Origin of the sequence: Agromyces sp. S2-1-8 (assembly GCF_021129215.1) — a bacterium.
Taxonomy (GTDB): domain Bacteria; phylum Actinomycetota; class Actinomycetes; order Actinomycetales; family Microbacteriaceae; genus Agromyces; species Agromyces chromiiresistens.
In genome coordinates this window covers 865,179-885,847 of the sequence record NZ_JAJOLP010000001.1, presented here as the reverse complement: position 1 = coordinate 885,847, position 20,669 = coordinate 865,179, and the positions used below count along the sequence as shown (strand labels likewise).

The window sequence follows — 20,669 nt, the reverse complement described above, 5'->3', positions numbered from 1 at the left end:
CTGCTCGCCGAGGCATCCGTTCGTTCGGGGCCCGTCAGCGGGACGTGCCCGCGCTTCCGCCGTCGTCGTCGGGCGAGGGATCGCCCTCGGATCGAGCGGCCGCGTGCTCGTGCCGCTTCTCCTCGCGACGCTGCATGCGGGCGACCTTCGCCTCCGCGTCGATCTCGTCCATCTCGCGCTTCACGTCGTCGACCTCGCCGAGCGCCGGCAGCACCCAGCCGACCGACGGGTTCGAGTCGACGAGCAGCATACGGACCAGGAGCGTGAGCGGAACGGCGAGGATCGCGCCCATCGGGCCGAGCACGACGGCCCACACGAGCACCGAGACGAACGTGAGCGACTGGCTGAGCGAGACCGCGTTGCCGACGACCTTCGGCTGGATGATCGACTGGATCACCGCGTTGATGAGGCCGTAGACGACGATCACCGCGACGACGGTCGGCCAGCCGCCGACGAGTGCGCCGAACACGAGCGGCGGCACGATCGCGATGAAGTAGCCGATGTTCGGGATGAAGCTGCACAGGAAGGAGAGCATGCCCCAGAGGGCCGCGCCCGGGATGCCCATGATCGCGAGCGCGAGCCAGTTCACGAGGCCCTGCGCGACGCCGAGCCCCGTCGTCGCGACCATGTACCGGCGGACGCCGCTGGCGAATCGCACGAGCCCCGTCGCGAGCTCGGGCCGCTTGCGGCCGATGCCAGCGACGACCGTCGGCACGTACGACGAGTCGAACGTGATGAGGATGAGCATCGTCAGCAGGATCACCGCGAACGAGATGAACCCCAGCGCCCCGCCGAGCAGGCTGCTGACGAGCCCGCTCAGCGCGCCGACGATCTTGCCCGGATCGAACGAGCTCATGAGGGCGTTGATCTGCTCCTGGCCGACGCCGAGGCTCGAGAGCCACTTCGACGCCGCCGTCGCCCACGACTCGAACTCGGGGGCGTACTCGGGCAGCAGGGTCGCGAACTGCGCGAACGAGATGACGAGCGCGAAGACGAAGCCGCCGAGCAGGAGGACGACGGTGAGCAGCACCAGGAGCGTCGCGATGCCCCGCGGAACGCCGCGCCGCTCGAGCCCGCGCCGCACGGGGTGCACGCAGATCACGAGCACGAGCGCGAGGAACACCGCCGAGAACACCGACCCGATCGCGGCGATGCCGAACAGGGTGATCACGAGGCCCGCGAACCCGAGCAGCATGAACGCGTTGCGGTGCGGCACCGGTGTCCCGGCGGTCATCGCGCCCTCGGCGTGCGCCGGATCGGTCTCCGCTGACTCATGCTTCTTGTTCCACCACATCGGATTCCTCCTGGCCTCGGGTACTACTCTCGGGCTCCGCCGCCCGCAGGTCATCATGCACGTCGCGTGAACCCGACGTCCGCAGCGAGTCCTCGCCCTCGCCGGTGAGGCGGCGCAGCGCGACGGCGCCGCGATCGGGCTCGAGCAGCAGGGCGCGCACGAGCAGCGACAGCGGCACCGACAGGATCGCGCCGATCGGCCCGATGACGAACGCCCAGAACACGACCGAGAAGAAGGTCAGCGTGAGGCTCAGGCCGACCGCGTCGCTCACGAACTTCGGCTGCACGAGCACCTGCAGCACGACGTTGATGACGCAGTAGATCGCGATGACGGCGAGCATGAGCGGCCAGCCGCCGACGACGAGCGCGAGGATGGCGGGCGGGATGAGCCCGATGACGAACCCGATGTTCGGGATGAAGTTCGTGACGAACGCGAGGATCGCCCACACGGCCGGGATCGGCACGCCGACGGCCCACAGCAGCAGGCCGTCGAGCACGGCGACGATCGCACCGAACGTCGCGTTCACGACGTAGTAGCGCCGAACCCCCGTGAAGTAGCGGGTCGCGATGCGATCGGCGGTCGCGTTGCCGAACATCCACGCGGATGCCGCAGCCGACGCCGCACGGAAGCGCGCACCGTCGACGGCCATGAAGATCACGTATGCGAGCACGAAGAAGAACGCCGTCGCGAAGCCGAGCACCTGGTCGGCGACCCCGAGGGCGGCCTTGCCGATCGCGCCCGGGTCGAGCCATCCGAGTGCCGTCTGCGCCGACGGCGCGGAGAAGCCGAGGCCCTGCAGCCAGTCGGCCACGCCGCCGGCCGTGGCCTGCAGGTCGTCCGCGAGCTCGGGCAGCATCGCGACGAACTGGCCGACCGCGTAGACGAGCAGCACCGCGAGCACCGCGAGGATGAGGTACGCGACGACGATCACGGCCGTCGAGGCGAGCCAGACCGGCCACCCCGCACGTTCGAGCGGGCGCCGAACCGGGTACGCGATGATCACGACGACCGCGGCGAGCGCGGCGGGAGCGAGCAGGTCGCGGGCGAACCAGACGCCGACGAAGAGGACGACGGCCGCGGCGAGCGCGATGAGCACGCGGGAGCCGCGCCCGAACGCCCGCCCCGAGCCGTCCGTCGATGAGGTCGCGCCGTGCCCCGTCACTCAGAAGCTCCCGATTCCCTTGCCGATCATGACGACGCCGATCACGAGCAGCAGCACCGCCATGACGGCCGCGTTGTTGTGCACCAGCCACTTCCGCAGCGACTCGAGGGGGCCCGCCATCTGCTTCGACGCGAGCAGGTAGCCGATCACCGGGATCGCGACCGAGCACGCCGCGATGAGCACGAAGACGACGATCGCGATCGCCTGCTCGCCACCCGAGAGCCCGGCCGAACCGATCGCGACGCCCGCGCCGACGCCCATGATGAGGTTCTTCGGGTTGACCGCGGAGAGCAGGAAGCCGAGGCCGAGGCCCTTGCCGAACGTCATCTGGTCGATGGCCGACATCCACTTCGGCATCGCGGGCTCCTCGCCCGGCTTCGGCCGCGAGCGCCACTGCTTGACGGCGAGCAGCAGCAGGAGCGCACCGAGCAGCAGCTTGATGACGCCGGAGATCGGCTTCGAGTCGTCCGCGTCGGATTCGGGGATCACCGACGCGAGCAGCGTGAACGCGACGACCGCGACGACGATGCCGAGCACCCAGCCGATGAGGAAGCCGACGCTCGTGCCCTTCGCCTTCGGCGACAGGAGCATGAGGATCGCCGCGATGATCGGGATCGGGCTGATCGCGATTCCGACGGCGAGGGGGAGGATGTCTCCGATGACGCTGCCCATGGTGGTTGCTCCTGTCGTTCGTTGATCGATCAGACGGCGACGATCTCGGGAACCCGCCAGTTCGCGAGGTCGTCGAGTCGGGGACGGTAGAGCCGCACGAGGAGGTTCCAGCCCTCGGGCAGCGGGATGCGGTTCGGAGTCTCGTCGCCCCAGTCGCCGAGGTGGATCGTGGTCGTGCCGTCGTCGTTCTTCACCGCGAAGACGGAGTTGACGTTGGTGAGCCCGCTCGGCCCCGGCTCGAAGTAGCCGGCGCCGTTGTAGACGCTGAGCGACCAGAATGCGTCGGCGGGCACGTCGGCACCGAAGGTCATCGTGTACCGGCCGCGGGGCAGGCCCGGCTCGATGTTGAGGTACTGCGCCTCGTCGTCGGGCAGGCCGCCCCAGCCGAGGGCGGTTCCGACGAGATGGCGCACGGGGTCGACCTCGGAGGCCTTGCCGAAGCAGTGTGAGAGCCCGCCGATCGTCCGACCGAGGACCAGCAGGGCGTCGCGCACCTCGGTGTGCGACGCCGTGTCGTAGTCGGGCGAGTCGAAGACGCGCTGCCCGGCCGCCTCGATCGTCAGCCCGTCCTGCAGGCGATGCACCTCGGCGAGGTCGGCCTCGCTCGCCGGGTCGAAGAGGATCCGGGCGGCGATCACGACGAGGTCGGTGCCGAACTCGGCGCGCGCGAGCTCGTAGCGCCCGGCCTCGTGGAAGACCCGGTTGATGTAGTGGTCCTGGTTGATCACCATCACCGAGAGGTAGCGGCCGGCGGTCTCGGGAATCGTCAGTGTCGCACCGTCCGCGATGTCGACGATCGCGACCGAGTAGAGCGTGTCGCGGTTCTGCCGGATCACGGGCTGCTGGTCGAGCGGCGAGAGCTCGCGGTCGTGATGGAACACGCCCAGCCCGCCGATGATCGGCAGCATGTTGCGGATCATGGTGTCGGTCTCGGCGCGCGTGAAGTTGTCGACGGTGACGGGTATGGGCATGTTCACTCCTGGTCGGTCGTGACGAGCGCGGCGATCGCGTCGCGGTTGGTCGGGTAGACGGCACGGTCGCCGAGCAGGCCGAAGTCGGCCAGGCGCACCCTGGTGCCGGGGCGCATTCGGCTGAACGTCAGATCGACGTGGTGCTCGTCGAGCCAGGCGAGCAGCGCCTCGAAGCTCTCGGCGCCGGTCACGTCGATGTCGGTCACGGCCTCCATGTCGATCACGACGTGGCGCACCGGTCCGTTGCCGGCCGCCGTCGCGCGGCGGACGGCCTTCTTGACGGCGTCGCTGAACACCGACCCGTTCGCGAAGAAGAGCGGCGCGGCGAGGCGCACGACGATGACGCCCGGCGCCGTGACGTGACCCTTCGGCGCCTCGTCGAGCAGCGAGTCACCGGGCTCGCCGCCCGCCTCGAGCACGTCGATCGCGGGGTTCGCGGCACGCTGGGCGAGATTGATGAGGGCGAGCACGAAGGCGACGAGGATGCCGGGGATCGCGCCGACGAAGAGGGTCGTGAGGAAACACGCCGCCCCGACGCCGAACTCGAACCGGTCGACCTTCCACAGGTCGACGAACTCGCGCACGCCGAGCAGCGGCAGGATCGCGACGCCGACGATCGCACCGATCGCCGGGGAGGGGATGTCGGCGAGCAACGCCGTGCCGAACAGGAGCAGCAACAGGGTGCCGACCGCGAGCACGAGCGAGGGCAGCTGCGTGCGCGAGCCCGCCTGGTCCATGGCCGCGGTGCGGGACGTCGACGAGCCGACGGCGAAGCTGCCCGAGGCTCCTGCGGCGATGTTCCCGAGGCCGAAGGCGAGGAGGTCGCGGTTGGGGTTCGTCGAGTACCCGTGCTTCTCGCCGTACGAACGGGAGACGAGCAGGCCCTCGGCCGTCGTCACGAGCGTCAGCGCCATCGCCGAGGGGATGAGCGCGAACCACATCGTCCAGTCGATGACCGGCCAGGTGAGCGTCGGCGGGCCGGCCGGCACCGCGCCGAGCACGTCGACGCCGGCGTCGTCGAGGTCGAGCACGTAGACGAGGATCGTGCTCACGATGAGCACGACGAGCGCCCACGGCACGGCCCGGAGGAACCGCTTGCCGAGGAGCAGCACCGCGACCGAGCCGACCGAGATCGCGACGGCGACGAGGTTCATCGTCGGCAGGCCCTCGATGAGCGCCGTGGTCTTCTCGATGAACTCTCCGCCCGACGGGATCTTGATGCCGAGCATCTTCGCGATCTGGCTGATGAGGATGTCGAGGGCGAGGCCGCCGACGAAGCCGACGAGGATCGGCTTCGAGAGGAAGTTCGCGAGGAACCCGAGCTTGAAGACGGCGAGCGCGATGAACATGACACCGCAGAGGATCGCCTGCGCGAGCGCGAGGGTCGCGTAGTTCTCGGCGTCGCCTGCGATGGCGAGCCCTCCGATCGAACTCGCGACGAGCGCCGCGGCCGCCGCGTCGGGCGAGGCGACGACCTGCCGACTCGACACGACGAGCGCATAGACGACGGTCGGCACGACGAGCGCGTAGAGACCGGCGGTCGGCGGCAGGCCCGCGATCTGCGCGTAGCCGATGTTGAGGGGGATCGCGATCGCGATGAGCGTGACGCCCGCGACGATCTCGCGGAGGACGTTGTGCCGGTCGAGGCCGACGAGCGGGCGGGCCACGGTCATGAGGCGACCTCCTTCGACGGCTCGGGGGCTTCGTGGGCGATGAACTCGGGCGCCTTCGTCACGACGAGCCACACCGGCAGCACGATCACGCAGAGCAGCGGCAGCACCGTCGTGTCGCCGACGATCGCGGCCCCGAGGAAGATGCCGATCCAGCCGTCGCGAGTGGCGACGAGCGTGATGCCGAGCACCGCGCAGGCGACCGAGAGCGAGATCGGGATGTCGGGCACGAGGTGGTACGCGAGCAGGCCGAGCGCCGTGCCGATGAACACGATGGGGAAGACGCGGCCGCCGCGGAATCCGGCGGCGGCGGCGATCACGAGGGCCACGAGCTTGACGGCGGCGAACAGGGCGAGCTGGCCGATCGAGAAGTCGTCGGGATTCGTGAGCAGTTCACCGGTCTCGTCGAGGCCCTTGAAGAGCGTGACCGGTCCGCCGATGATGCCGAGCACGCCGAGCAGCGCGCCGCCGAGCGTCGTGTAGATGAGGGGGTTCCGCATCGAGTGGAAGAAGCGGTGCAGGATCGGCAGCAGGTAGACGCCGATCAGGCCGACCACCGCAGCGACCACGGCGATGACGGTGCCGCTCAGGAGGTCGATCGCCTCGACGCCGTCCATCGGCTCGAGCGCGAATGCGAGCGACGAGCCGCCGAGCACGTGCATCGTGATGGCGCCCGCGCCGGCCGCGGCGAGCGGCAGGAAGAGCTTGTCCCACAGCGAGCCGCCGCCCCTGACGGCGGCGACCGCTCCGGTGAGCACGAGCGCGGCCGCGACCGGCGTGCCGAACAGCGCGCCGATCGTGGCGGCCATCGCGAGTGTCGCGGCGAGTCGGGTCGGGATCTTGGCGGCGACCTTCGCGAGCAGGGCGATCGTGAGCGCCGTGTTGATGCCGATGATCGGGTTCTCGGGGCCGAGGCTGACCCCGCCGGCGAGGCCGAGCACGACGACGAGCGCGAGCGAGGGCAGGGCCATGAGCTTCGGCGGCGGCGCATCGAGCTCGCCCAGCGCAGAGTCGGGCCCGCCGTGCCCCGGCAGCAGCCAGACGGCGGCCCCGACCGCGGCTCCGGTGAGCGTGAGCACCGTGAAGATCCAGATCGGGGCGTCGGGGCCGATGCCGATCGCGTCGGGCACGCTCTCCCAGATCACGCCGTGCAGCGACTCGGCCGCGAGGTCGAGCAGCCACAGCATGACCGCCGAGCCGATGCCGACCACGATCGTCGGGATCGCCAGGATCGCGAGGTCGCGCACCCTCGGTGCCTGTGGTGTCGCCGACACTCGCTCCCCCTCCTCGTGGACCGCGCGGGCCCTCGCCAGCAATCATGCCGTACGCGTGCCCCGCGGACTCGGCCGGTTCAGCCGTGTCAGAACTCCGTCGGCGCGACGAGCGGCGGGGGCGGCGGTTCGCTCGTCACGACGGCGCCGATCCCCCGTTCGGCGAGCGCGGTTGCGACGGAGTCGACGACGGCAGCCGTCACCGCGACGCCGTTGGCCGGATGATGCCAGAAGCGCACGCGGTACACCTCGCGGTCGGGCCCGATGGTGATCGGGCGCAACTGGATCGTCTCGCGGCGATGCACCCCGTGCGTGCCGCTCACCGCCTCGACGATGAGCTCGCGCGGCGTCCCGCTCGCGGCGGCGCGCACCTCGATCTCGCTGCGCCGGGCCCCGTGGGCCGAGTTGTTCGAGAACGCCTCGGTGAGCAGCTGCGAGTTCGGGAGGTGCACGGTGCGGCCGTCGTAGCTGCGCACGATCACCGACCGGCCGTTCAGCTCGGTGACGACGCCGACGACGTCGCCCACCTCGAGCTCGTCTCCCACCCCGACCGGATGCCTCGTCTGCAGCACCACGCTCGCCGCGAAGTTGTCGGCGATGCCCCGCAGCACGAAGACCAGCACGACCGCGACGACGAGGGCGATCGCGAGGATGGGCTGGACCGAGCCGCCGAGGAAGCTCAGCGCGATGCCGATGCCGATGAGCCACACCGTGTACCCGACGACGCGCTCGGCGAGCAGTCGCACCCCGTCGTCGAGGCTCGGCACACGCGCCATCGCCGCCCGCGCCCCCCTGCGGGAGAGCCGGGCCAGGATCCAGGTGGCCAGCAGGGTCACCACGATGCCGGCGATGCTCCAGCCGTTGATGTCGAGCGTCGACCACCACTCCGCCATGCTCATCCTCCCCCGGCGACGCTACCCGGCGAGCACGCCGAAGTCACTCACCGTCCGTCAGGATTCTTGCGCCCGAGCGCGTCGCGACGCGGAAATCCGCACGATTCCGGGCACGGTCGCGCTATTGTCATCGACAGGATGGTCTTCGGTCAGGGGGAGGCACCGCCTGCACAGGCGATGCCGTTACTGAGACGGGGCTTCCCGGCGTCGCATCCGGCGATGCCTCACCTCGTAATCGAAAGGCACGCAGCACATGAATTTCTGGAACAACTTCTGGGACCTGATCTGGTGGTTCTTCTGGGCGTTCGCGTTCATCGCCTACCTGTTCGCGCTCTTCGCGATCATCGGTGACCTGTTCCGCGACTCGAAGCTGAACGGCTGGGCGAAGGCGTTCTGGATCATCTTCCTGATCTTCGTCCCGTTCCTCACCGCGCTGATCTACCTGATCGCCCGCGGCAAGGGCATGGCCGAGCGCTCGGCGCGCGACGCCGAGGCAGCCCAGCAGGCCGCCGACGCCTACATCCGCCAGACCGCCGGCACCTCGGCGAGCGCGTCCGACGAGATCGCCAAGGCCAAGGCGCTGCTCGACGCCGGCACCATCACCCAGGCCGAGTACGACGCCCTCAAGGCGAAGGCGCTCGCGTAAGCGACAGCGCCCGACGTTCCGTCGAACGGGCCGGATGCCTCGTGGCATCCGGCCCGTTCGCGTCCCGTGTCCGGTCCGTCCGGTCAGGCCCCTGCCGTCGCGGACGCGCCGGCCGCGACATCCGCGTCGTCATCACCGGCGCCCGCCGCGCGCCCGGCGTCGCGCTGACGGATCGCACCGACGTTGCGGAGGAACACGATGATCCAGCTGAAGATGAGCACGGCCGCGACGAGCTCGACCGCGGTGAGGTTGTAGTAGCCGATCGCGAAGAACACGCCGAGCACGACGATCACCGCGACGTACACGTACCCGAGCACGACGAACGCCTTCGGCATCGGCGGAACGAGCCGGGCGAGCGCGAAGACGAGGACCGCGAAGGCGACGGCCATTCCGGTCGCGACCGAGTTGTGCACGATGAAGAAGTCGTCGACGTGGAAGATGCCGACGCAGGCGAGGAAGATGCCGATCACGACGAGCAGCACCCGCACGGTGCGGCGCCGGCGCTGGTCGACCGCGGTCTCGACCGGCAGCGAGGTCGTGCCGTAGCGGGCGATCGTCGTGACGATGACGCCGGCGATGACGAGCGTGAGGTTGAAGGCGAACGCCGAGACGTCGTCGGTCATGCCGAGCGCCGAGAGGTTCTTCTGCCACCACAGCGGGTCGCTCGCACTCAGCATCGAGGCGATGACGCCGACCACGAGGAACACGGCGAGCACGAGCGACAGGAGGCTCGGCGTGAGGTTCGCGCCGCTCAGGAAGCCGACGTAGGCGCTGAGGGCGAGGGCGACGCCCGCGAGGGCGATCGCGGGCAGCGTGAAGACGACGGCGCCGATGAAGCTGCGCTCGAGGATGTTCGCGAGGCCGAGCCAGACGAGCAGGGCGATGACCGCGTTCGCGACGCCGAGCGCGACGATGTCGAACCAGTGCAGGCGGGCGCCCGGCACTTCGAACGGGTCGGTCCCGCGCGCGAGGTCGCGGCGCACGAGCACCCGGGAGACGACGAACGACGCGCCGGCGACGAGGGCGCCGGCGAGCGCCGCGAACTCGCCGAGCGAGCCGTCGCCCGAGATCGCGAGGTCACGGCCCCAGAAGAGCGGCGTCGCGACGACGATTCCGACGACGAACGCGATCGTGCCGATGACGAGCGCGAAGCTCTCGACCGACTCCGCCGACTCGGTCGGGCGGGCGAACACCCGGCGCCACGACGATGCTTCCCTCACTGCGACTCCCTCGCTCGATCGGCGCCCGGCGGGCGCGTCGCTGCCCATCCTGCCGCAGACCGGCGCGCCGACCGTGATGGCGGGGCGGCGCGCTCGGGTCGGTCAGCGGTCGGTCGGGTCGAGCACCTCGAGCATCGAGCCCTGCACGAAGCCGGCCCATTCGTACGCCGCGCGCAGGTAGTCGTCGCGGGTCTCGGACGCCGCGGCCCCGCTCTCGTCGTCGACCGCGGCGAGGTCGCCGGGCTCGTCGTCGGCGTCGTCGCCGGCCGCGCCGACGCGTTCGGCGAGGATGAGGCGGAGGTCGGTGAGGAACGTCAGCCAGCCCCACGCCTCGGACTGGTCGAGCTCGATCTGCACGATGCCGTCGCCCTGGACCGCGGTGGCGTCGCGCACCCGCTGCGCGGCCTGGCGCTTGCCGTCGACGAGGCTCTCGCGCGTGTAGCGGCTGAACTCGGCCGAGGCCTCGGCGTCGTCGGGGTAGGCGCTCGGCAGCAGGCGGCCGAGCGCCGGGTCGCTCGGCTCGCCGAGCAGCAGCACCGAGTCGACTTGGTCGGCGAGCTCGGAGAGCAGCATCGCCTCCTCCGACTCGAGCACGAGCCGGACGCCCTCTCCCCCGCCGAGGCCCGCGACGATCACGTGTCGCCCCTCGCGACCGTGGCCTGCAGCCCGTAGCCGTGCATCGCGTGAACGTGGTGCTCCATCGCCTCGCGGTTGCCGGAGGCGACCACCGCGCGGCCTTCGGTGTGCACGCGCAGCATGAGCCGCTCGGCCTCGTCGCGCGGGTAGCCGAAGTAGCTGCGGAAGACGTAGCTCACGTAGCTCATGAGGTTGACCGGATCGTCCCACACGATGACGCGCCACGGCACCGCGGCGGCGCCCTGCGCGGCCTGGTCGAGGTCGTGTGCTTCGAGGATGTCGGTCACCCCTCCAGCCTGACACGATTTCCGTCGGTCGAGTAGCGGGGTGTCGCCCGGCGCGCGGCGCGCTACTCGCCGGGGCGCGCAGCGTCCTCGTACTCGACCGCGGGCGGACCGTCGCCCACGACCGGGACCGCAGCCGTCTCGTCGACGAGCTCGACGCGCCGGCGACCGGCGCCGCGCACGAGGACGAGATAGCAGACGGCGAGCACGGCGAGCCACACGACGCCCACGACGAGCGCCGGCCGCGACTCGGGCATGACGCCGATGAGCACGATCACGAGGCCGATGACGCCGAGCGCGACCCATGCGGCGACGGGGTAGAACGGCATCGGGAACTCCGAGGGGAGCCAGCGCTCGCGCGCGATCTCGCGCTTCATGCGGAGGTGCGACACGAGGATCATGAGCCAGACGACGACGGTCGCGAAGGTCGCGAGCGCGGCGATGAGGAAGAAGATCTGGTCGTGGAACCAGATGTTCAGCACGACGCCGACGAGGAGCGCGCCGACCATCGCCAGCACCGTCATGAACGGCACGCCGTTGCGGGTGGTGCGCTGGAACGCCTTCGGCGCGTGACCCTGCTCGGCGAGACCGTGCAGCATGCGCCCGGCCCCGAAGATGTCGGCGTTGATGGCCGAGAGCGCCGCCGTGACGACGACCGCGTTGAGCACGTGGGCCGCGCCGGTGAGGCCCAGGCCGTCGAAGATCGAGACGAACGGGCTCGCGCTGCCGTCGATCGTGGTCCACGGCTGCAGCATCATGATGACCGTGAGCGTGAGCACGTAGAACAGCAGGATGCGCACGGGCACCGAGTTGATGGCCTTCGGGAGCACCTTCTTCGGGTCCTGCGCCTCGCCCGCCGTGATGCCGATCACCTCGGTGCCGCCGAAGGCGAACATGACGATCGTGAGCGACGCCAGGATGCCCCACACCCCGTGCGGTGCGAAGCCGTCGACGAAGAGGTTCTGCACCCCCGCCGCGTGCTCCGACTGGTTCGCGAGCCCGAAGACGATGATGGCGATGCCGCCCGCGATCATCGCGACGATGGCCGTGATCTTGATGAGCGAGAACCAGAACTCGAGCTCGCCGAACACCTTCACGCTCGCGAGGTTGACCGCCGCGATGACGAAGACGATCGCGAGGATCCACACCCAGCGCTCGACGTCGGGGAACCAGAAGCCCATGTAGACGCCGAACGCGGTGACGTCGGCGAGCGCGACGACGAACATCTCGAACGTGTAGGTCCACCCGGTGAGGAATCCCGCGAAGGGGCCGACGTAGCGGGAGGCGTACTGTCCGAACGAGCCGGCCACCGGGTGGCGCACCGCCATCTCGCCGAGTGCGCGCATGACGATGAAGATCACCGCGCCGCCGATCGTGTAGGCGAGCAGCACGGCCGGGCCGGCCGCCTGGATCGCCGCGGACGAGCCGTAGAAGAGGCCGGTGCCGATCGCCGAGCCGAGCGCGATGAAGCGGATGTGGCGCGCGCTCAATCCGCGCCGCAGGCTGCCCTGGGTCTCCGTGGTGCTCACGATTCTCCTTCGAACTGGTGTGCGGGAATGGTCGGCTCGATGAGGACGCGGTAGCCGAGCCGGCGGTCGAACCCGTGGATCTCGCGGGTGTCGAGGGCGTCCATGAACGCGAGCGTCTGCTCGGTGATGACCTGCCCCGGCACGAGCACGGGGAAGCCGGGCGGGTACGGGGTGACGAAGCCCGCCGAGATCGCCTCGGCGCCGTCGGCGATCCGGCGGCGCACCTCGGCCGGCGAGAGGTACTCGCACGCGTCATCCGAGTAGCTCATGAAGTACGCGGCGCGCAGGTCGCCGTCGGGAAGGTCGCCGGCGGCGCGGAAGCGATCGGCGAACCGGCTGAAGTCGGGCAGCGGCGGCGTCGCGGGGCCGCGCCGTTCGGATCGGGCGACGCCCCCGCGACCGCCGGACGGGCGGGACTCGTGCTCGAGCTCGGTCGCGATCTTCACGAGCACCTCGACGAGGTACGCGACGGCGCTGCGCGACGTGCCGATGTTCGTCATCAGGAGCACGGTGTTGCGCGAGGTCTTGTTGACCTGGATGCCGTACCGGTCCATGAGGTGCTCGTGCTTGAACGTGTCGCCGTCGATGCCCGTGAGCCCGATGTGGAGCGTCAGCCGGCTCGGGTCGACGACGAACTCGTCGCGCCGCCAGGCCTCGGCCATGTCGGCGAGCCCGTCGCGCAGGGGCATCGGCCGGTCGGTCTCGCGGTGCCGCTGCGGTACGAGGTCGAGGGTGCTCAGGATGCGGAAGCGCTTGCGCAGCAGCGGGTGGCGGGCGACGGCGTGACCGATGTGCACGGCGAGGTCGGCCTGGCGCTGCACGAGGGCGTAGCCCTCGAGCTCGACCTGCCGGCGGCCGACGTCGAGCGACGCGAGGATCTGGTAGTTCGGCGACGTCGAGGTGTGCGTCATGTACGCCTCGTGGAAGTCCTCGGCGTTCGATGCCGCGAAGTCCTCGTCGTGGATGTGGATCATCGACCCCTGCCGCAGCGCGGTGAGCGTCTTGTGCGTCGACTGCGTGGCGTAGACGCGCAGCCGGGCCCGCGACGGGTCGGCGAGCAGCCGGCGCTCGAGCATCGCGCGCTCGGCGTCCGGCTCGGCGGCCAGCTCGCGCTGCTGCGCGTCGTACGCCGCCCGGCGGTCGGGGTCGGCGAACGCGCGGCCGAGCTCTCGCGCCGCGGCCATCGCCGTGCGGCGTCGGTACACCGGGTGGAACGCCGCGAACGCGAACCACGCCTCGTCCCAGAGGAAGACGAGGTCGGGCTTGATCGCGAGGCACTCCTCCATCACCCGGGCGGGGTCGTAGACGATGCCGTCGAACGTGCAGTTCGTGAGCGCGACCATCTTGACCTCGTCGAGCCGGCCCGCCCTGCGGTAGGCGAGCAGCGTCGACTTGATCGTCTCGAGCGGCACCGCGCCGTAGAACGAGAACTCGTCGAGCGGGTACGCGTCGAGGTAGGCGACCCGCGCCCCCGCGAGCATGAGCGCGTAGTGATGCGACTTGTGGCAGTTGCGGTCGACGAGCACGACATCGCCGGGCTTCACGATCGACTGGTGCACGATCTTGTTCGCGGTCGACGTGCCGTTCGTGACGAACACGGTCTTGCGCGATCCGAACGCCCGCGCCGCCGCGGCCTGCGCCCGCCGCAGCGATCCGCTCGGATCGAGCAGCGAGTCGAGCCCGCCCGATGTGGCCGAGGTCTCGGCGAGGAAGAGGTTCATGCCGTAGAAGTCGGCGAAGTCGCCGACCCAGCGCGAGTCGAGCACCGAGGCGCCGCGCGAGACGGGCAACGCGTGGAACGCACCGGTCGGGCGGCGGCTGTACTCCTGCAGGGCGTGGAAGAACGGCGCCTCGTACCGCTCGGCGACCCCGGCGAGCAGGGTCAGGTGCAGCTCCATCGCGTCCTGCGTGCGGAAGATGCGCCGGAACCGGCTCGTGAGCTCGTGCGCCAGTCGCTCGATCGACACCCCCGCGACGAGGTAGAGGTCGAGCTCGGGCCGCAGCGCCGAGAGCTGCTCGGCCAGCATGGTGATGCGGTCGATCGGGCTCGCCGGCCGCGCGCCGCCGAGGTGGCCGTCGATGAACGCGCGCAGGTCGCGGCTCAGCGGCCGGTCGGTGCGCCACCCGAACCCCGGCCGGATGACGCAGGCCTGGAGCTCGGGGTTCACGAGCACGGCGGCGAGCGCATCCTCGACGTTCTGCACGAAGACGAGTTCATAGGCGAGGCGATCTGACGGACGGCGCTGCGAGCCGAGCGACGCCCGCATCGCGGCCTCGGCCTCGTCGCCGTCGTTGCCGACGACGAGCACCTGGAACACGTGCGGCGCGGCGACGGTCTCGGCTGCGCCCGACTCGGGCTCCTCGCCGGCCGGCCGCGGGAACCACGATCGCGGAGCCACGTCGTCGAGGTGCGCCGCGGCGGCGGCCAGGTCGCCTCGCTCGATCAGCTCTCGCAGCGTGCGGACGGCATCGACCCCGGGGATCGCCCAGTACCCCTCGAGGGCCTCGAGCACCGGCAGCAGCCGCGCGAACTCGCCGGCCACGTCGAGTTCACCGGGTTCCGCGAGGGGACCGACCGCGTCCGCCGGCCCCGCGACGGACTGCCTGACGACATGGCCGAGGTATTCCCACACGTCGCTGCGGAGCCGCCAGGCGCTCGACGGGATCCCGGCGGGCGCCGCCACTCCGGATTCCGCCGCTGCCACTCCGAACTCCCTCGTCCTCCGCATGCCGCACGTTCGCGCCGCCCTTCAACGACACCCCATGCGACGCCGCCGCACGACCGTCGCACGACGGCTCGTGTCTGGAGATGCAGACAGATCGTCCGGGATCTCAGACGGAGATCGGTCGGATCAGGCCGACCGGCCAGCCGCCGCGACCGGGGCCGCGGACGGAACGGGCGGACGCGGCGGGTACACCCAGGTCACGAGCACCACGGAGATGATCATGAGCAGGAACCACGAGACGAGCTTCGAGGCCGACACGAGCTGCCAGCCGTCTGCCTGGTCGGGGTAGAGCCAGGCCCCGCTCGCGGTGCCGATGTTCTCCGCGAACCAGATGAAGAGCGCCACGAGCGCGAAGGCGACGAGCAGCGGCATCCGCGGCGTGCGCCGCCACACGCGGAAGTGCATGACCGTCGGCCACCACAGCACGACCACGGCGGCGAGCAGCACCCAGCGGAAGTCGGCGATGTAGTGGTGCCCGAAGAAGTTGAGGTAGATCAGCGCCGCGAGGATCGCCGTGATCCATCGCCGCGGATAGCGCGTGAAGCCGAGGTCGAAGAGCCGGTACACGCGCACCATGTACGACCCCACCGCCGCATACATGAACCCGGAGAAGAGCGGCACTCCCGCGATGCGCAGCACCCCGTCGCCCGCGTACATCCACGAGCCGACGTCGGTCTTGAAGATCTCCATCACGGTTCCGGTGAGGTGGAAGAGCACGATGACCCACAGCTCGCGTCCCGTCTCGAGGCGGGTCGCGACCATGACCACCTGGATCAGCACCGCCGCGATCGTGAGCGCGTCGTTGCGCGCGAGCACCGCGTCGTCGGGGTACCAGAGGCGGGCCGCGACGATGGCCGCGAGCAGCGCCGCCCCGAAGACGCACGCCCAGGCCTGCTTCGCGCCGAAGACGAGGAATTCGACGAGCCATGCGCGGATGCCTCGCTCGGGAGCCCCCGCGAGGAGCCGATGCGCCGCGCGGTCGATGGCACGCTCGACCGTGGTGAGCTGCTGCTCGTGCGCCGAACCCGGGTCGCCGCCGGGCCGTGACCCGGCCGTCACCCGTCGCGCCTCGAGGCCGTGACCGTGAACCTCGGGTTGCGCGCGATCTGCCGGGTCGGCCCCACCGTGCGCTCGAGCATCGGACGGTAGCGGAGGTGCGAGTTCCAGACGCACCAGAGCTCGCCGCCGGGCGCGAGCACCCGCGCCGCGTCGGCGAAGAGGTGGGCGGCGATGCCGGTCGAGAGCGCAGCGTCGCTGTGGAAGGGCGGGTTCAGCACCACGAGCCGCTCGCTCGCCTCGGCGAGCCGCTCGAGCCCGTCGGCCTGCGTCACCTCGACGCGGTCGCCGACGCCGTTCGCCTCGGCGGTCGCACGGGCGGATGCCGCGGCCGCGGCCGACCGGTCGGTGGCGACGACTCGCACACCCGGGCGCTCGCGCGCGAGCCACGCGGCCACGACACCGGTGCCGCAGGCGAGATCGACCGCGGTCGGGGCATCCGGCATCGCCGCACCCAGCTCGCCGAGCAGGAACCGCGTGCCGATGTCGACGCCGGCACCCGCGAACACGCCGCCGTGCGCGACGACCTCGAGGCCGAGATCGCCGTGCCGCTCGTGCCGGGGCCATCCGGGTTCGGCCCCCGTGCGGGCACCCGACGCGACGAGCACGCGCGACTTCTGCCGCGCGTGCGAGACGTCGACGCGCTCGAAGTGCCGGAGCAGCACGTCGTTCATCGCGAGCGACATGTGCTTGATGCGGCCGCCCGCCACGAACACGACCCCGGATGCCGCGTGGCCGGCCACGAGCGCGGCGACCTCGTCGAGCCGGTCGAGCGGGCGGGGCAGCCGTGCGAGCACGAGGCGCGCGCCGGCGACGAGCCCGGGCGCGAGGGGCAGCGAGTCGACCGCGCCGGCGAGCCCGAGTCGTCCGGCGTTCTCGGCGAGCGCGCGTTCGCCCGTGATGAGGTCCTGGTGCGCGCGGACGGGATGCGCGGCGTCGGCGCCGATCGCATCGGCCGCGCCGAGGGCGAGCGCTCCGTACGCGTCGTCGATGACGGCGACCGCGTCGGGCTCGCTCTTCGCGAGACGACCGGCCGCCTCGTCGAGGATGAGCCGATCGGCCGCGTCGACGGCTTCGAGCCCCGGCCCCTCGACATCGGGATGTCGGCGGAGCGCGCCGAAGTCGAGAGGCATGAGCCAAGGCTACGCGGCGAACGTCCCGAGGCGCTCGTGAGCTCGCCCGCCCGCCGGCGAGGTGGAAGCTGGGTGCGGTACCCGGCTCGGTTTGCTACCCTCGGGTCCGCATGCGGCGAGAACGGCACGGGGGCGCGACTCGCGGCGGGCGATTCGTCCGCCGCTTCGCCGGCGTACTCGGAACGGCCGCCGTGTTCGGCCTGCTCGCGACCGTGTCGCTCGCCCCGCAGGTGAACCCCGCGACGATCGAGGCGGCCGCCGCCGCGAGCGACGCCGCCGACTCCTTCCGCGCGGCCGCCCAGTCGGTGCGGGTCGACGGCGAGGCATCCGCCACCGCCGTCTCGACCGAGTCGTACGTCGCGTCGACGGGTCCCGAGACGCTCATCGCGGGCGGCACCAACCTCGACTGGGCGAAGCTCGTGATCGTCGACGGCGGCTGGCCGCTCACCGACGAGAACGTGACGTTCATGATGCGGTGGATGCGCCAGGAGAACGGCGCCGACAACTGGTGGAACCGCAACAACCCGCTCAACAACGGCATGGGCTCGGGCGGCGGCTCCGGACTCGGCAGCTACGCGACGCTCGTCGACGCGGCGTACTACGCGGCCGCGAACATCGGCTCGGGGCGGTACCCCGAGGTCGAGGCCGCGCTCGAGCGCGGAGACTCGGCCGACGCGACGGCGCAGGCGATCTGGGCCTCGCCGTGGGCGTCGAGCCACTACGGCTACGGCACCCACTGGAGCTCCCGCCCGTATGAGGTCGTCGAGGCGCCCGCCTCGGCCTGGGGTCGCTGACCCGCACTCGAACGGGGGGTGGAGGGGCCCGCCCGACCGGAGTACGTTCGGACGCGGATCCGCCCACCCGAGGCTTTCCGTGCGTGCCGGAGCGTGCGCAAAGGGCGGATGCGCAGTTCGATCAAGGTCGGAGTACCCGATGCGCCGTTCAATCCCACTCACCGCTGCCGCCGCCGCCGTCGTCGCGATCGGCGCGACGACCGCCGTCGCCGCGCCGGCGACCGCCGCGCCGAAGGCGCCGAGCTCGGGCCCGCCCACGGTGCTGGCCGAGCACCTCGTCGGCCCGCTGACGTTCGACCTGTCGGCCGACGGCGTCATCACCGTGGGCCAGTCGTTCCTCGGCGAGGTCACCCGCATCGCCGGCGGAAGCAGCGAGACCCTCTCGCAGGGCCCCGACTCGACCGGCGTCTCGGTGCTCGGCCCGACCGTCACCTGGAGCGAACGCGCCGGAGACGAGCAGACGATCGAGGGGTCGTGGCTGAAGTCGAGCGGCCCCGCCGGCGACACGTCGATCGACCTGCTCGCGTGGGAGCAGGCCAACAACCCCGACGGCGACAGCTGGTACGGATTCGAGGAGATCTCCGACGAGTGCGCCGCGACGCTGCCGCCGTTCGTGAACCCGCGCTACCAGGGGCTGGTCGACACCCACGCGTACGGCACGCTGGCGCTGCCCGGCGTGACCTACGTCGCCGACTCGGGCATGAACGCGGTGCTGAAGGTCGTCGGCGACGAGGTCTCGACGGTCGCCGTGCTGCCCCCGCAGCCGCTCGTGGTCACCGAAGAGATGCGCGTGGTCGGCGAGGTCGAGGGGCAGCCGATCGTGCTCGACGAGTGCGTCGTCGGCCTGACCTACGACGCCGAGCCCGTGCCGACCGACGTCGAGATGGGCACCGACGGGATGCTCTACGTGTCGACCCTTCCCGGTGCGCCCGGGCTCGGATTCCCCTACGGCTCGGTCTACCGCGTCGACCCGGTGAGCGGGGACTCCGCGCTGGTCGCCACCGGCTTCGCCGGAGCGACCGGACTCGCGGTGGCGCCGAACGGCACGGTCTACGTCAGCCAGATGTTCGGCGGCAAGGTGTCGGCGATCACGCGCGACGGATCGGTCTCGACGTTCGCCGAGGTCGACAGCCCGGCCGGCGTCGAGTGGCAGAGCGGCAAGGTGGTCGTCTCGGCCGGCGTCTTCGGCGACGGGCAGATCGTCTCGTACCCCGTCCGGGGCCGCTGAGGCCTCATCGGCACGAGCCCGCGTCGTCCGGCATTCGCCCGAATGCCGGACGACGCGCTGACGTTCAGCGTTCGAGCGGGCGCCAGACGACGACGGCGTTCTCACGGCGCGCGCGCGTGCCGGCCTTGAGGGTGATCACCTCTCCGGCCGAGCCGGCCGCGAAGATGCGCCGGCCCGGGCGGTTGAGCATCTCGTCGGCCAGTGCCGCCTCGAGCTCGCGCACGCGGGCCCGCAGCGACTGCACCTCGTCTTCGAGCCCGAGCACCCTGCGGATGCCTTCGAGGCTCACGCCCTCGCTCGACAGCTGCGCGATCTCGCGCAGCTGGGTGACATCGCGCATCGAGTAGCGGCGCGACTTGCCCGCCGTGCGCGTCGGCGAGACGAGGCCCAGCCGGTCGTACTGCCGCAGCGTCTGCGGGTGCATGCCCGCGAGCTCGGCTGCGACCGAGATGACGAAGAGCGGGCTCGTCTCGTTCATGTCAGCCCCGGGCCTTCGCGAGCAGTTCGTCGCGCGGGTTCTCGTCGGGCAGCGCCGCGGCGAGTGCCTCGACGGCCGCCTGCGCGTCCTTCGAGAGGTGCGACGGCACCGCGATCTGCACGACCGCGAGCAGGTCGCCCGTGCCCTTCTTGGTCTCGACGCCGCGCCCCTTCACGCGCAGCACGCGGCCGCTCGGCGTGCCGGGCGCGACCTTGAGCTTCACGGGGTCGCCGCCGAGGGTCGGCACCTGGATGGTCGCGCCGAGCGCGGCCTCGGTGAAGGTCACCGGCACGGTGACCCGCAGGTTGAGCCCGTCGCGCTCGAAGACGGGGTGCTTGCGCACGTTGACGGTGAGGATGAGGTCGCCCGTCTCGCCGCCGTCGGGCGAGGGATGGCCCTTGCCGCGCAGCCGGATCTTCTGGCCGTCCGAGACGCCCGCCGGGATGCGCACCGTGATCGGCTTGCCGTCGGCCGTCTGCAGGGTGACCTGGTCGCCCTTGGTGGCGGTGATGAAGTCGAGCGTCGTCGTCGCCGAGACGTCCCGGCCCTTGGTCGGGCCGCCGAACCCGCGGTATCCGCCGGTCGACTGGCCGAACCGGCCGCCCCCGAACAGCCCGCTGAGCAGGTCGTCGTACTCGGCGCCGCCGCCCTGCTGGAACGTGTAGCGCTGCCCGCCGCCCTGGCCGAACATGCCGCCGAAGACGTCGTCGAAGCCGCCCTGGCCGCCGGCGCCCGGCGCGGTGAACCGCGCGCCCGTGCCCATCGCCCGGATCGCGTCGTACTCCTTGCGCTGCTCGGGGTCGGAGAGCACCGCGTTCGCCTCGCTGATCTCCTTGAACTTCGCCTCGGCCGCAGCGTCGCCCGGGTTCTGGTCGGGGTGGTACTTGCGCGCGAGCTTGCGGTAGACCTTCTTGATCTCCGCGTCGCTCGCGTCCTTGGAGACGCCGAGCACCTGGTAGAAGTCCTTGTCGAACCAGTCCTGACTGGCCATCGGCACCTCCTCTCT

19 protein-coding genes are annotated in these 20,669 nt (G+C 71.1%); 3 read left to right on the top strand and 16 right to left on the bottom strand.

Annotation, left to right across the window (positions count from 1 at the left end; translation table 11 throughout):
- Positions 1 to 34: 34 nt before the first annotated feature.
- The 7 genes from LR269_RS04080 to LR269_RS04050 form a co-directional block, all read right to left on the bottom strand.
- On the bottom strand, positions 35 to 1,294 hold the full coding sequence (locus tag LR269_RS04080; RefSeq protein WP_231429481.1) for an AI-2E family transporter: 1,260 nt from the start codon (positions 1,292 to 1,294) through the stop codon (positions 35 to 37).
- Positions 1,272 to 2,456, bottom strand: coding sequence for an AI-2E family transporter (locus LR269_RS04075; RefSeq protein WP_231429479.1), 1,185 nt, complete (start codon positions 2,454 to 2,456; stop codon positions 1,272 to 1,274). The genes LR269_RS04080 and LR269_RS04075 overlap by 23 nt, the downstream gene beginning before the upstream one ends.
- Entirely contained in the window at positions 2,457 to 3,128 is a 672-nt protein-coding gene (locus LR269_RS04070; RefSeq protein WP_231429478.1) for a GAP family protein, read from the bottom strand. It abuts the gene before it with no gap.
- A gap of 29 nt (positions 3,129 to 3,157) precedes the next feature.
- Positions 3,158 to 4,099, bottom strand: a complete 942-nt coding sequence (locus LR269_RS04065; protein WP_231429476.1) for a DUF1214 domain-containing protein — start codon at positions 4,097 to 4,099, stop codon at positions 3,158 to 3,160.
- Positions 4,100 to 4,101: 2 nt separating this feature from the next.
- Positions 4,102 to 5,772, bottom strand: coding sequence for a SulP family inorganic anion transporter (locus LR269_RS04060; RefSeq protein WP_231429474.1), 1,671 nt, complete (start codon positions 5,770 to 5,772; stop codon positions 4,102 to 4,104).
- A complete protein-coding gene (locus LR269_RS04055; RefSeq protein ID WP_231429472.1) occupies positions 5,769 to 7,043 on the bottom strand; it encodes an ion channel protein in 1,275 nt (424 codons plus the stop codon). Before LR269_RS04055 ends, LR269_RS04060 begins: the two co-directional genes overlap by 4 nt.
- A gap of 86 nt (positions 7,044 to 7,129) precedes the next feature.
- Positions 7,130 to 7,933, bottom strand: coding sequence for a mechanosensitive ion channel family protein (locus LR269_RS04050; protein WP_231429470.1), 804 nt, complete (start codon positions 7,931 to 7,933; stop codon positions 7,130 to 7,132).
- A gap of 253 nt (positions 7,934 to 8,186) precedes the next feature.
- Here LR269_RS04050 and LR269_RS04045 point away from each other — a divergent pair, with 253 nt between their 5' ends.
- On the top strand, positions 8,187 to 8,579 hold the full coding sequence (locus tag LR269_RS04045) for an SHOCT domain-containing protein (protein WP_231429468.1): 393 nt from the start codon (positions 8,187 to 8,189) through the stop codon (positions 8,577 to 8,579).
- 83 nt (positions 8,580 to 8,662) lie between these two features.
- Here LR269_RS04045 and LR269_RS04040 read toward each other — a convergent pair whose 3' ends face one another.
- The 7 genes from LR269_RS04040 to LR269_RS04010 all read right to left on the bottom strand — a co-directional run bounded on the left by LR269_RS04040 (position 8,663) and on the right by LR269_RS04010 (position 17,163).
- Positions 8,663 to 9,799, bottom strand: coding sequence for a DUF998 domain-containing protein (locus LR269_RS04040; RefSeq protein ID WP_231429465.1), 1,137 nt, complete (start codon positions 9,797 to 9,799; stop codon positions 8,663 to 8,665).
- Between the two features lie 102 nt (positions 9,800 to 9,901).
- On the bottom strand, positions 9,902 to 10,435 hold the full coding sequence (locus LR269_RS04035; RefSeq protein ID WP_231429463.1) for a DUF2017 family protein: 534 nt from the start codon (positions 10,433 to 10,435) through the stop codon (positions 9,902 to 9,904).
- Positions 10,432 to 10,713, bottom strand: coding sequence for an ATP-dependent Clp protease adapter ClpS (gene clpS, locus LR269_RS04030; RefSeq protein WP_374201158.1), 282 nt, complete (start codon positions 10,711 to 10,713; stop codon positions 10,432 to 10,434). Before clpS ends, LR269_RS04035 begins: the two co-directional genes overlap by 4 nt.
- A 71-nt stretch (positions 10,714 to 10,784) precedes the next feature.
- Positions 10,785 to 12,248 carry an amino acid permease gene (locus tag LR269_RS04025; protein ID WP_231429461.1) on the bottom strand — a complete coding sequence of 488 codons (1,464 nt, stop codon included), beginning with the start codon at positions 12,246 to 12,248 and terminating at the stop codon, positions 10,785 to 10,787.
- Entirely contained in the window at positions 12,245 to 14,953 is a 2,709-nt protein-coding gene (locus LR269_RS04020) for a beta-eliminating lyase-related protein (protein ID WP_231429460.1), read from the bottom strand. Before LR269_RS04020 ends, LR269_RS04025 begins: the two co-directional genes overlap by 4 nt.
- 147 nt (positions 14,954 to 15,100) lie before the next feature.
- Positions 15,101 to 16,033, bottom strand: a complete 933-nt coding sequence (locus tag LR269_RS04015) for a DUF817 domain-containing protein (RefSeq protein ID WP_231429457.1) — start codon at positions 16,031 to 16,033, stop codon at positions 15,101 to 15,103.
- Positions 16,030 to 17,163: a class I SAM-dependent methyltransferase gene (locus tag LR269_RS04010; protein ID WP_231429456.1), complete on the bottom strand. Its 1,134-nt coding sequence runs from the start codon at positions 17,161 to 17,163 to the stop codon at positions 16,030 to 16,032. The genes LR269_RS04015 and LR269_RS04010 overlap by 4 nt, the downstream gene beginning before the upstream one ends.
- Positions 17,164 to 17,273: 110 nt before the next feature.
- Here LR269_RS04010 and LR269_RS04005 point away from each other — a divergent pair, with 110 nt between their 5' ends.
- Both LR269_RS04005 and LR269_RS04000 read left to right on the top strand, forming a co-directional pair.
- Positions 17,274 to 17,957 (top strand): hypothetical protein, encoded by a 684-nt coding sequence (locus LR269_RS04005; RefSeq protein WP_231429454.1) that lies wholly within the window; start codon positions 17,274 to 17,276, stop codon positions 17,955 to 17,957.
- Positions 17,958 to 18,096: 139 nt separating this feature from the next.
- Positions 18,097 to 19,185: a ScyD/ScyE family protein gene (locus tag LR269_RS04000; RefSeq protein ID WP_231429452.1), complete on the top strand. Its 1,089-nt coding sequence runs from the start codon at positions 18,097 to 18,099 to the stop codon at positions 19,183 to 19,185.
- 64 nt (positions 19,186 to 19,249) lie between these two features.
- Here LR269_RS04000 and LR269_RS03995 read toward each other — a convergent pair whose 3' ends face one another.
- Positions 19,250 to 19,663 (bottom strand): heat shock protein transcriptional repressor HspR, encoded by a 414-nt coding sequence (locus tag LR269_RS03995; RefSeq protein WP_231429449.1) that lies wholly within the window; start codon positions 19,661 to 19,663, stop codon positions 19,250 to 19,252.
- A gap of 1 nt (position 19,664) precedes the next feature.
- Positions 19,665 to 20,654: a DnaJ C-terminal domain-containing protein gene (locus tag LR269_RS03990; RefSeq protein ID WP_231429447.1), complete on the bottom strand. Its 990-nt coding sequence runs from the start codon at positions 20,652 to 20,654 to the stop codon at positions 19,665 to 19,667.
- Positions 20,655 to 20,669 lie beyond the last annotated feature (15 nt).